Origin of the sequence: Roseburia intestinalis L1-82 (assembly GCF_900537995.1) — a bacterium.
In the GTDB taxonomy this organism is placed as follows: Bacteria; Bacillota; Clostridia; order Lachnospirales; family Lachnospiraceae; genus Roseburia; species Roseburia intestinalis.
On the sequence record NZ_LR027880.1, the window covers coordinates 3,548,061 to 3,560,000 of the forward strand.

At 42.7% G+C, this 11,940-nt stretch carries 8 protein-coding genes, 8 tRNA genes and 1 rRNA gene (1 of these 17 cut by a window edge); all 17 read right to left on the minus strand.

The window, feature by feature from the left end; genetic code table 11:
• Window positions 1–7 precede the first annotated feature (7 nt).
• Window positions 8–1,069 carry an N-acetylmuramoyl-L-alanine amidase family protein gene (locus RIL182_RS16640; RefSeq protein WP_006855954.1) on the minus strand — a complete coding sequence of 354 codons (1,062 nt, stop codon included), beginning with the start codon at window positions 1,067–1,069 and terminating at the stop codon, window positions 8–10.
• Between the two features lie 14 nt (window positions 1,070–1,083).
• Window positions 1,084–2,787, minus strand: a complete 1,704-nt coding sequence (locus RIL182_RS16645) for a lectin like domain-containing protein (RefSeq protein ID WP_015559744.1) — start codon at window positions 2,785–2,787, stop codon at window positions 1,084–1,086.
• A gap of 14 nt (window positions 2,788–2,801) precedes the next feature.
• Window positions 2,802–3,956 (minus strand): THUMP domain-containing class I SAM-dependent RNA methyltransferase, encoded by a 1,155-nt coding sequence (locus RIL182_RS16650; protein WP_006855717.1) that lies wholly within the window; start codon window positions 3,954–3,956, stop codon window positions 2,802–2,804.
• A 66-nt stretch (window positions 3,957–4,022) separates the two neighbouring features.
• Entirely contained in the window at window positions 4,023–4,328 is a 306-nt protein-coding gene (locus RIL182_RS16655) for a rhodanese-like domain-containing protein (protein ID WP_006855718.1), read from the minus strand.
• Between the two features lie 103 nt (window positions 4,329–4,431).
• Window positions 4,432–4,611, minus strand: a complete 180-nt coding sequence (locus RIL182_RS16660; RefSeq protein ID WP_022111718.1) for a hypothetical protein — start codon at window positions 4,609–4,611, stop codon at window positions 4,432–4,434.
• 215 nt (window positions 4,612–4,826) lie between these two features.
• Window positions 4,827–7,121, minus strand: a complete 2,295-nt coding sequence (locus RIL182_RS16665) for a cyclic nucleotide-binding domain-containing protein (RefSeq protein ID WP_006855720.1) — start codon at window positions 7,119–7,121, stop codon at window positions 4,827–4,829.
• A 56-nt stretch (window positions 7,122–7,177) separates the two neighbouring features.
• Complete coding sequence (gene coaBC, locus RIL182_RS16670; protein WP_015559741.1) at window positions 7,178–8,377, minus strand: bifunctional phosphopantothenoylcysteine decarboxylase/phosphopantothenate--cysteine ligase CoaBC; 1,200 nt, start codon at window positions 8,375–8,377, stop codon at window positions 7,178–7,180.
• 205 nt (window positions 8,378–8,582) lie between these two features.
• On the minus strand, window positions 8,583–9,866 hold the full coding sequence (ltrA, locus tag RIL182_RS16675) for a group II intron reverse transcriptase/maturase (RefSeq protein ID WP_157351184.1): 1,284 nt from the start codon (window positions 9,864–9,866) through the stop codon (window positions 8,583–8,585).
• A gap of 520 nt (window positions 9,867–10,386) precedes the next feature.
• Window positions 10,387–10,460: transfer RNA gene (locus RIL182_RS16680), tRNA-Arg, on the minus strand.
• A 34-nt stretch (window positions 10,461–10,494) separates the two neighbouring features.
• A tRNA-Leu gene (locus tag RIL182_RS16685) sits at window positions 10,495–10,578 on the minus strand.
• Window positions 10,579–10,600: 22 nt separating this feature from the next.
• Window positions 10,601–10,673, minus strand: a tRNA-Val gene (locus tag RIL182_RS16690).
• A 43-nt stretch (window positions 10,674–10,716) separates the two neighbouring features.
• A tRNA-Asp gene (locus RIL182_RS16695) sits at window positions 10,717–10,790 on the minus strand.
• Window positions 10,791–10,802: 12 nt separating this feature from the next.
• Window positions 10,803–10,876: transfer RNA gene (locus tag RIL182_RS16700), tRNA-Ile, on the minus strand.
• Window positions 10,877–10,886: 10 nt separating this feature from the next.
• Window positions 10,887–10,959 (minus strand) — tRNA-Thr (locus RIL182_RS16705).
• A 96-nt stretch (window positions 10,960–11,055) separates the two neighbouring features.
• Window positions 11,056–11,127 (minus strand) — tRNA-Glu (locus tag RIL182_RS16710).
• A 26-nt stretch (window positions 11,128–11,153) separates the two neighbouring features.
• Window positions 11,154–11,226, minus strand: a tRNA-Asn gene (locus RIL182_RS16715).
• 102 nt (window positions 11,227–11,328) lie between these two features.
• Window positions 11,329–11,940, minus strand: a 23S ribosomal RNA gene (locus tag RIL182_RS16720); it runs 2,281 nt beyond the window's last position.

Sequence of the window (11,940 nt, forward strand, 5' to 3'; positions counted from 1 at the left end):
TTTCACACTAATATCCTTCTTCAAATGCACGCAATATCGCATGATAGATACCAAGTGCTGCTTTTTTCTGATAATCCTCCGACCGCAGCAGATCAAGCTCCTGCTGATTGGTCATAAATCCAACCTCGATCAGCGCAACCGGAACCTTGCTTGTCCTTATAATATAGATACTGTCTCCCTCAACAAGACCACGGTTTCTGCTCTGTAACTGTCCCGTTACTTCCTCTAAACAGATCTGTGCCAGCCGCTTACTTCCAAGTTCGCTCTCATCCGACTCGTTATACATGACTGCTGTACCATTTGCCGAGGACATTCTTCCACTGTTTGTGGAATTGTTATGTACGCTGATAAAAAGATCGGCGTCCGACTTATTTGCAAGCTGTACCCTCTGATCAAAAGTAGGGTTGCTGTCGTCGGTTCTGGTATAATAAACACCGATATTGTGATCATCCTCATCAAGTATCTTTTTTAACTGAAGCACAATATCAAGATCAATTTCTTTTTCATTGACCCCCTGTTTGTTCGCTCCCGGCGCACGGCCTCCATGCCCCGCATCGATTACGACTACTTTATCATACACTTCCTGCGGTGTCAAAAAATCAAAATAATAATATGCACTGTCATATTCCGTTTTTAATTCATAAACATGATCCATTACGATCTCTATCACACCATCTTCTCCCTTGCTGGAATAAGAAAGTGTCGCAATGTGATTACTGCTTCCCGTAATCGGTCCGTTTTCAAAATAAGAGCGGTCTGTTCCCGGAATGCTGATTTTTATCGTCTGTGTCACATAATCATTTGTAAATTGAATATCAGATCCATTTATGCCCTCCGGCAGTTTCAACTGCAGCTGTCCGCCATGAACCTGTTCTGATGTATCTGCAGCAACAATTTCAAGATCTTTCATCTCTGTCTGGTTTTCCGCATATTCCTGCTCTGCTAAACGCTCTTCCCGCGATTCCACTGCCCAGGTATGGATCTGTGGAAAAAACGGAAGTCCAATGCAGACTGCCACAGTAAGCACCACAACAACTGCTGTCGCAAATTTTAATATTTTATCTTCCATGTAATAACTGCTTTCTATCGATTATCACTGAATGCCTTGATACAGAGATTGGATTTCTCTACGGTATCAACACTCACCCATTTCGAGCCATTTGCACTGATATAGCTCTCTCCATCATCTAAGTCTACATTTTCAGTCGCTTCATCCGCAGCATACTCGATTGCCATCGGATGTACGGATCCGGGTGTAATTATATACAGAACAACCGCATAACGCTCCCCCGCATCCACTTCAATTCCCTGGTTAAAGTCAACGGTATAATAACCGGCATTCCCAAGCTTGCCGGACGCAACCGGAATCATCTTCTCCAACGATGTCTCATCTTCAAACTGACGCACCACATATAATTCGTACTGTGAGTCTTTTCCAGTCGCATAAAAAGATGCCGCCTTTAAGGTTTCATTCCCCTCTGCGGTAAATACATTGGCACCGTAGATGCTGTCTTTATTATAACCAAGCTGTCCAACCCATCCGCACAGATCACTCTGATAAATGTGATCATAATTATCCGTGTTTTCTATATCCGTATAAACAACATTATGTGTTCCAATATTTGTATCATAATAGGAAATATAAAAGAAGCCGTTTTCCCCGAAATTATCTCCCCAGCTGTTCTGACAGATAAATGCTCCATCACCCTCGAGATCAGTGTTAAAATTATCCTTAGAATAAGAATCATCCCATCCGACGATCACCACATCATGGTTTGGTTTCTCTGTACCAATATAGCAGTATGCATCTGTGCTTTTGTTATAATATGGGGAGGAAGACTGTGAACTGCGCAGTGCATTGTAAATGGATGTCTGTACTCCGCCGTATTTGAATACAGCTTCCTTGATCTTTTCATAATCTTTGCTTTCAATGATCTGCATTTCCTGCACATGTTTTACCGCGGTAAGATCCTCATTTGTCTGATTATCTCCATAAGGATCATCTTTTTCATAGACAGGTCCCTTCCATGCTGCAAGATATGCCATTCCCATGGTATATTCCCCACCGTCATTCTGCGTCATATTAAATCCGTTACAGAGTGTCATATGATCCACAGAATACTGCTCACTCTCCTCCGGCAGAAGCGATGATTCCAGCGCCCCTAACGCCGCAAATGACCAGCAGGTTCCATAACTTCCCTGATTACGCACTTCTGATGTCCGGTTTTTCGTCCGCAGATCATAACTGGTCGGCACGATCGACGCATCTGAATTATCCGCAGCCTGTGCCTCATTTTCCTGCATGTTCCAGCTATATGTATAATCCATATATTGTGAGAGATCATTGAGACTGACATAATACTCATTATCTATCATGGTAAACGGAGAAGTGATCTTTTCAATGTCCCCATTCACGGTCGCAGTCTCCTGATCCAGGGAAAATGATATGTCGCTGGAATGTTTTTCCACCACAAGCCTGTCCCCGTCATAAATATGTGCGCTGCAGTTTAAGGCATCCCGCAAAATGGAAACAGGCATCATAATGTCTAAATTGTCATCCATATAAAATTTGTATTTCTCATTGGTATACTGTTTATTATCAATGATCACAGACAGCAGATTATCATTCACACTTGATGCAATCAGCGGATTCCAGGTTTCTGCTTCTAAACTCGCTCCGCGGAAACTGCCGATCTGCTCATACTCAGCACCAGGTATATTATATTTTATCAAAAAAGCAATCGCCACAATTCCACCAAAGGCAATAAATCTTTTCGAATAATGCATGAATCAGAATCTCCTTAATGAAAATTATCCCGTTTTGGCGGTTTCGGTCCCATAAACTGATAAAAATACGTCTTTAACATTCCGTTGTAGATCTTGCGGTTTTTATCTGCCTTCCGTCCTATGTAACGCTCGGTGTCCTCATAACTGGTGATCAGATACATAGACCATGCATCCAGTCTGCGGTAAGCCTCCCCGATCTGACTGTATAATTCCGGCAGATCCGCCTTATCCTCTAAACGCTCTCCGTATGGCGGGTTTGTCACGATAAAACCGTATTTCTTTGGATGGTGCAGTTCTGCCACTGGTCTCTGCTGGAAATGGATCAGGTGGTCAACTCCTGCACGTTTTGCATTCTCCCGCGCCGCCTTAACCACATCACCGTCAATGTCATATCCCTGGATATCCACGGTAATGTCATCATTTACCATGTCCTGTGCCTCTTTTACGCATTCATACCACACCTTACGGTCAATGATGTTTGTCCACTGCTCTGCCGTAAATTCACGGTTCATTCCCGGTGCAATATTAGCAGCGATCATTGCCGCCTCAATCGGAAATGTACCACTTCCACAAAACGGATCCACGAGAATACGGTCCGGTCTCCACGGTGTCAGCATAAGCAGGGATGCCGCAAGTGTCTCCGTCAGCGGAGCCTTGCTCGTTAAAGTACGGTATCCTCTTTTGTGCAGAGAATCCCCTGATGTATCAAGTGTCACCATCACTTCATCCTTTAGCAGGAAAATACGCACCGGGTACGGCGCCCCATCCTCCGGGAACCACTCCTTATGATACTGCTGCTTTAACCGCTCCACCATCGCTTTTTTCGCGATCGACTGAATATCGGACGGACTGAACAGTTTACTCTTGATGGAGGATGCTTTTTTAACCCAGAACTTACCGTTTTCCGGGATATAATTTTCCCATGGAAGCGCTTTGATTCCCTGAAATAATTCCTCAAACGTTTCTGCATGAAAACGTCCCACCTGGATCAGGACACGTTCTGCCGTGCGCAGGAAAATATTCGCCCGGCAGATTGCTTCCTCATCTCCGGTAAATGTGATCCTTCCGTCTTCTACTCTGCCTATCTCATAGCCAAGATCATAAATCTCTCTTTTCAATACCGCCTCTAACCCAAAATGGCACGGTACCACAAGCTCATATGTTTTCATGAATTCTCCTTAACTGTTTCTTTTACCTTAGTACTATATTATCCGTTCTAAAATACCCTGTCAATGTTAATCATAACCATTATAGCGTCTGATTGCCTGCATTCCTCCAACAACGGTATACACCTCATAGCCACATTTTGAAAGCTGTCTTGCTGCTAAAAGACTCGTACTGCCATATTCACAGTAAACTAATAGTGTTCTATTTCTGTTAAAATGCCGCATCCACCCATCGATCTCCTCATATGGACAACAGTATGCTCCCCTAAAATGCCCTTCCCGGTAAGATTCCCGTTCCCTTACATCCAAAACCAGGGCATGCTTATTTAAAATAATCTGTTCCATCTCGCGTGGATGGATCGTAAAAAAAGCCATACTCCCTCCGAAATAAAAACAGATTACAAAGCTCTGCCCTGTAATCTGTTCTTCTGCTAATGTTTTTTCCTTACATTATATGCAGTTTCCGGTACCCGTGTTCTTATTTTGATACGTTAGAACCTGTACTGTTCTGTCCGGATTTATTCTGTCCGTTGCTGTTTGTTGCTTTGTTGGAAGACTTATTTTTTGAGCTGTTCTGCTCATAACTATTCTCATAGCTGTCCTCGTAACTGTTTCTGCAATTAGATCCACTGTTTGCATTGTCTGCATTCTTTGCCATTTCTTTCTCCATTCCGGTGCTGTTCTGCACCTTGTTTACTACAATTTCGCTTACATGCAATTTTCCTTACACCCAATTCTGATTACGCATAATCTTTCTTACACGCAATTTTGGGTACATGAAACTTTAATTACATGAAACTTTTATTGCAAGAATATTATGGGAAGAAATTCTCTAAATTATACATACAGTTACATCATAAATTATACATACAATTACATCATATAATATTCTAAATTATCCTTCAGTTCATCCGTGATCTTACCACCGGCCTTCTGATATTTATCATAGACTCCCTTGATACGCTGAATCTTTTTCGTAATTAAAATATCATATCTCTGCCATGCATTCTGATACATCGGATTGGACTTTAACTCTTCTCTGATCTCCTTGGAAAATGGACAGTATGTCACAAGGATCTCTCTTGAAACTTTATTTAAACGGAAGCTTCCCTTTGATTCATATTTGATCCAGTTCTGATAATCTTTCACAAACACCTCGCGGTAATTATTTTTTCCACGAAGCAATGCACTTTTTATCTTCTCTTTTGCCTCAGTCGAAAGATCATGATTCTTCTTATAAAACTGAATATAATCACAATACTCTGCCGTCAGGGATTTATCGCGGATATCATTCCAATGAACCCCCTGAATTTTACGACAGATCTCCCAACGGTAACGGCCGGTCGTTTCAACCATCATATCATCGAGATCAACTGCCGTAAAAATAGGGAACATATATCTTGCCGGTGTATCACGTCTGACCCCCGCTGTTTCCTGCCACATCATAGCTCTTGTTCCAGCGTTCGGCATCAGAATAATATTCGGAAGTACCTCTTTCATGATCTCCTCGCGATTGATTCCCTTGTCCGGATCAGAAAATACAACGCCTCTGTAAAATACGGAAAAATCAACTTTCCGCACTTTATTCATGGCATCCTCGATTTTCTGTGCCGTAACGAGCATCTTATCAACGGAATTGATCAGATCATTTTCGCCAAGGATCGGACAGAATGTTGAAACTCTGCCGTATGTAACACGGTTTCCGGAAGTAAACATATTCTGTATCTCAAATTTTACCTTCATCTCACGGTTATTCGCATAATCGCGCATCTGTTTTTCATTTACTTTTCCGGTCTTTTTCAGTTCTGCCAGATAGCCCGCATAATCTAAGTCAAATTCGTTTTTTGACGGTTCATTCTGACCGTTATAAATCGTTTTTAACCATTCAAAAATAGTAAAAATATGCTCTGAATTGCAAAGTTCTAAATGTTCTGTCAGATCGTAAAGGATATTGGCATTATCCTCACCTACCATCTGTACATCCATAAATCCGAAATTCAAAAACATCTCTATGATCGGTGTCGGTTCATCATCATCTTTCATCACATTCATAAATACTTTATAATATGCATCATAAAAGACCTGTGAAAGCTGTTTTCTAAGCTGGAACACTTCCGCATCCGTGGAAAGCATATCCGGAAGCTCCCTGTATTTCCGGATCAGATTACGCATATCTTCGATCCGTTCCGGTGTATATCCGGCATAGGTCAGGATATGTTCTAAGCAGTCTTCTGACTCTTCTTCCTCTTCATCCCACTCATCATCCGAAACATTATCATCTTCCCCCGGCGTCGCAAACTCATCCATCGCATACTGGGTAAAGTCGTGATTTTTGTATTCATTCAGACGATAGGATACCAGTTTGTCATCATAGATATTTAATTTGCGGATCACTTCCGCAATTTTATCCATACGTTCTTTTAACGGCGTCACATCATAATGATTCATTTCCGCCTGTATTACAAGTTCAAAATAAAGATGGAATAAATCGTTTTCAGATTCTGATAACAGGATATCCTGATTATATTTTAAATAATCAACCATCTCGATAATTCCCTGCATCACTCGCCTTGTCTGATAGGAAGCCTCCATAATAGCCCCGATACAGAGACTGTCGTCTTTTTGCATGAGTTTTATGTATTCATCAAGATATCCTTTTTTTGTAAGGCTTGTACTGTTATTAACCTCCCAGTTTTCTGCCATATGTACCATATCAAGCGGTTTAAAGTTGTCCATCCTCGTAAACCCCTGTCCATCGATACGCATCTGACTGCAGAGCATGGTATAATCGTTATATTCCGTTTCCACAAACGTATGGAACTGTCTTACCAGATTTTTAAATCCAGCATACATCTCAAGCAGCATCTGCCGCTGCTTTAATGCAGCACGAAGAAGCGTGCCTCTCATACTCTCCTGCCCATTTAATGCATTGATCAGATCATCTGCTGTATTGTATGGAAAAACTGCAAGCACAGAATCTTCTCTCGCAATATAATCGCACAAAAACCGGTCTTTTTCCGAGACACCGATCACACTTTCTTTGTTCAGAACAATCCTCGCATAGGAATTTCTCTGTACGACCGAACCTTCTAAAATTAAATACCATGCTTTTACTTTTTCTTTTTGTTTTGCAATGATCTGATTTTTCTGTACTTTAATCGTTTCCATATATCCTGTCTCCTGTCAGCTTTTCACGCTGCAACACTTTTTGTTTTACACCGCCATTATTTTTTGTTTTTCTTAATTTTTAACAATTCATCTAGCAGACATTTTGCTGCTTCGTCCTTACTCATAAGTGCAAGTTCTTTTTCCCAGTCTTCTGTAATCAGAGTCAGCACATTGGTATCACCAGCAAATCCGGCTCCCTGCTGTTTTAAATTATTTGCAGCGATCATATCAAGATTTTTCTTTTTGCGTTTTGCCCTGGAATTTTCCAACATATGCTCTGTTTCCATGGAAAATCCACATAAGACCGTATTGCCTTTATTTTTTCCGAGTTCTGCAAGAATATCCGTCGTTTTTTCCAGTGCGAGTGATAACTCACCTTCTGATTTTTTAATTTTCTCATCTGCGGTATGCGCCGGTGTGTAATCTGCCACTGCCGCAGCCTTTACGATAATGTCCTGTTCTTTTGCACATTCCATGACCGCCTGATACATATCTTTTGCAGATGTTACGGGAACCGTTTTTACAAACATCGGCGGTTCTAATGCCGTCCTGCCTGTAACCAGTGTCACTTCTGCACCTCTTAACATTGCGTTCTTTGCTATGGCATACCCCATCTTTCCGGTAGAATGATTTGATATAAAACGTACCGGGTCGATTGCTTCCTGTGTCGGTCCTGCTGTTACCAGTACTTTCAGTCCCTGCATATCCTTCTCAAATGCCAGTTCCCTTAAAACATACTCCACCAGCGTTTCTTCAGACGGAAGTTTTCCATCACCGGTATCACCATTTGCAAGCATGCCGCATACCGGATCTATCATCTCATACCCATGCCGCTTCAGTTTTTCCAGATTCTCCTGCACGATCGAATTGTGATACATATTATGATTCATCGCCGGTGCAACCAGTACTTTACAGGTACATGCCATCACTGTCGTAGTCAGCATATCATCCGCAATCCCGTTTGCTATCTTACCAATCACATTTGCAGTTGCCGGTGCAAGTAATACAAGATCTGCCTGCTTTGCCAATGCAACATGTTCCACCGAAAATTCAAAATTACGGTCAAATGTATCAATCAGACATTTATTGCCGGTCAGTGTTTCAAATGTTGTTGCTGTAATAAAGTTTGTTGCATTCTGTGTCATCAGAACATGTACGTTACAATGCATTTTCTTTAGCATCCGCGCCACATTCGGCATCTTGTATGCTGCAATCCCTCCTGTTACACCAAGAAGTACTGTCTTTCCCTGAAGCATTTTATTTTCCTCCTGCTCTCGTTCTTTTACGATACGATGCTTTTTTAAAAATATTTTATACTGTTTTTGTATATTTCGCAACAAAAGATTTCATGCGACAAATTACATGCAATTTTCTATGAATCGAGTAGGAGGGAAATCTGAGTGATTTCCCGACCTCTCACACCACCGTGCGTACCGTTCGGTACACGGCGGTTCAATCAACTTAACAAGTAACACACCTTTCGGTGTAGTAATCTAACATTGAGACTAATCCAAATGAAGTTAGTCTCTTTGTGCTTATAGCCTTTTGTATCCATCCATTGTGACACATGTGTGCATACCGATTGCCAGTATTTGCCACTTTATGTGCCGCCCATCTTGGAACGCCGAGTTTAACCAAATTCTTCTCTTTGTTTTGTGGTGTTTTCCAATGTTTCCAAATACACATGCGTATTCTATATCTAATGTTTCCATCAAGTTCTCTACAGAGAGTTTTCATACTACCTATCTTAAAGTAGTTAATCCATCCTCTGATAAGCTGATTAAGTCTCTCTACTTTATAGCTGTTGCTAACGCCCCAGCTACGACAAGTGAGTTCCCTCATCCTCTTCTTATACTTCATTACTGATTTTGCATGTGGTTTCGCCTTGAATTGCTGTGCACTTGTATCGTAGTAGAATCCAAACCCAAGGTATTTAATTCCTCTTGGTCTATCTACTTTGCTCTTCGTCATATTGACTTTAAGTCCTAGTTTTTCCTCAATGAATCGTGAGATATTTCTCATAACTCTATTCGCAGACATTTCACTTCCGACCATAATGATACAGTCATCCGCATACCGTACAAAGTTAAGTCCTCTCTTTTCCATTTCCTTGTCTAGTTCGTTCAGCATAATATTTGCCAATAATGGCGAGAGATTTCCACCTTGAGGTGTTCCCACGATAGAATCCTCATACTCATCGTCAATCATGATTCCACTGACTAGGTATTTTCTGACAATAGAGATAACATCTCCATCTTTAATAGTTCTACCTATGATAGTCATAAGTTTGTCATGATTTACTGTGTCAAAGAACTTTTCCAAGTCAATGTCTACAATCCAATCATTTCCGTCATTCATCATATCGAGTGCTGTAAGGATTGCTTGCTGTGCACATCTGTTCGGTCTGAATCCATAGCTATGGTCATGGAATTGTTCCTCATAGATTGGTGTTAAAACCTGTGCAATAGCTTGTTGTATGAATCTGTCTGTTACTGTCGGTACTCCCAGGTTTCTGACACCACCATCAGGCTTTGGTATCTCCACTCTTCGTACTGGTTGAGGTTTATATTTTCTTATCCTCAACTGTTCCTTGATAATTTCGCCGTTCTTTGCAAGATATTCCTTGAGTTCTGTGTACTTCATTCCGTCTACTCCCTCGGCACCTTTGTTTCGTACGACTTGCAGATATGCTCTGTTGAGATTATCGTTAGATAGTATCTGCTCCATTAGACTACTTGTGTCCATGCGTTCTTTCCTTTCCGTCCCGCTTGATTTGACCATCTTTTACCCGATTGGTTACGGCAGATGTTATCTCTTCTGCAATACGAGACATACTCAAACTTATTGATTGTTCGCCCCTTTGCTCTATCTCCATTACAGAGACTTCTTCACTACTATGGGCTCGGCTGACTTCTCACAGTTCGTTGTTACTAGGCTAATGAAACCCCTGTGAGACCTCCACGCTTAAGGTGCACGCTCTTTCCTCTCATCTATCCGCCACATCTACTCGTACTTCCAGCAACTTTAGGACTTCATCTCTTTTGGCAGACTTATCCGTATTTCCGAGCCTTATATGTGATTTCTGTCCGTCGGACCAAGAGTTTGCTTACAGCTTCCTTCAGATTCCACCTCACGATGGACACCCTTGCTGTTCTGCTATACACTTCCTCGTTGCCTAGGCGTGTTCGGGACTTTCACCCATTAGAGCGCGCCCATGGCGCGCAAACCAAAAAAGAGACATGATATTATCATGTCTCTTTTCATACGTGCGCGAGAAGATTCGAACTCCCGACACCTTGGTCCGTAGCCAAGTGCTCTATCCAGCTGAGCTACGCACACATATTCAATTCATTGTATCTAGAACCAGATACAATGCCGGCGACCGGAATCGAACCGGTACTGTATTTCTACAACAGGATTTTAAGTCCTGCGCGTCTGCCAGTTCCGCCACGCCGGCATAATGAGATAAACTCATCAAATGGGACCTATAGGGCTCGAACCTATGACCCTCTGCTTGTAAGGCAGATGCTCTCCCAGCTGAGCTAAGATCCCATGCGATTACTTGTAGAGAATATCGTATTTTCTTCACTACGAACGACCCAAGCGGGACTCGAACCCGCGACCTCCGCCGTGACAGGGCGGCGCTCTAACCAACTGAGCCATTAGGCCTTATTTAGTTAGTGGACCATCGGGGACTCGAACCCAGGACCGACCGGTTATGAGCCGGTTGCTCTAACCAACTGAGCTAATGGTCCAAATCTTGAAAGCCGATGATCGGACTCGAACCGATAACCTGCTGATTACAAATCAGCTGCTCTGCCAATTGAGCCACATCGGCACGTTTTCTATCAACAACATACTTTATGCTATTAATATTACTGCCTAACTATATACCAAGAATATAAATCTGTCAATACTTTATTTATATTCTTAATGACTCCGACGGGAATCGAACCCGTGTTACCGCCGTGAAAGGGCGATGTCTTAACCGCTTGACCACGGAGCCTTATCTTTATTCTTTCATTAAAAAAACTCCCCGAGTAGGACTCGAACCTACGACAGCGCGGTTAACAGCCGCGTGCTCTACCAACTGAGCTATCGAGGAATAATCTAAAGGTATTTCTGATACCTTCAAAATTTCATACAGAACTCCGTCAACCAACTGTGAAGTTGCAAAGCAACTTCCAATGCGAACATCGTTCGCTATTTGGTCAAGCCCTCGATCGATTAGTAACAGTCAGCTCCACACGTTACCGTGCTTCCACCTCTGCCCTATCTACCTTGTACTCTTCAAGGGATCTTACTCACTTATGTGAGGGATATCTCATCTTGAGGGGGGCTTCACGCTTAGATGCCTTCAGCGTTTATCCCTTCCGGACTTGGCTACTCTGCCATGCCGTTGGTCGACAGCAGATACACCAGTGGTCCGTCCATCCCGGTCCTCTCGTACTAAGGACAGCTCCTCTCAAATATCCTCCGCCCGCGCCGGATAGGGACCGAACTGTCTCACGACGTTCTGAACCCAGCTCGCGTACCGCTTTAATGGGCGAACAGCCCAACCCTTGGGACCTGCTACAGCCCCAGGATGCGATGAGCCGACATCGAGGTGCCAAACCACTCCGTCGATGTGAACTCTTGGGAGTGATAAGCCTGTTATCCCCAGGGTAGCTTTTATCCGTTGAGCGATGGCAATCCCACTTTATGCCACCGGATCACTAAGTCCTACTTTCGTACCTGCTCCACCCGTCGGTGTCGCAGTCAAGCTCCCTTCTGCCTTTGCACTCTTAAAATGGTTTCCGACCATTCTGAGGGAACCTTT

Excerpts from the sequence above, each read along its gene's own strand:
- RIL182_RS16645 (WP_015559744.1), bottom strand. The coding sequence starts at position 2,787 with ATGCATTATTCGAAAAGATTTATTGCCTTTGGTGGAATTGTGGCGATT.
- RIL182_RS16665 (WP_006855720.1), bottom strand. The coding sequence starts at position 7,121 with ATGGAAACGATTAAAGTACAGAAAAATCAGATCATTGCAAAACAAAAA.
- RIL182_RS16655 (WP_006855718.1), bottom strand. The coding sequence starts at position 4,328 with ATGGCTTTTTTTACGATCCATCCACGCGAGATGGAACAGATTATTTTA.
- RIL182_RS16650 (WP_006855717.1), bottom strand. The coding sequence starts at position 3,956 with ATGAAAACATATGAGCTTGTGGTACCGTGCCATTTTGGGTTAGAGGCG.
- coaBC (WP_015559741.1), bottom strand. The coding sequence starts at position 8,377 with ATGCTTCAGGGAAAGACAGTACTTCTTGGTGTAACAGGAGGGATTGCA.
- RIL182_RS16660 (WP_022111718.1), bottom strand. The coding sequence starts at position 4,611 with ATGGCAAAGAATGCAGACAATGCAAACAGTGGATCTAATTGCAGAAAC.
- ltrA (WP_157351184.1), bottom strand. The coding sequence starts at position 9,866 with ATGGACACAAGTAGTCTAATGGAGCAGATACTATCTAACGATAATCTC.
- RIL182_RS16640 (WP_006855954.1), bottom strand. The coding sequence starts at position 1,069 with ATGGAAGATAAAATATTAAAATTTGCGACAGCAGTTGTTGTGGTGCTT.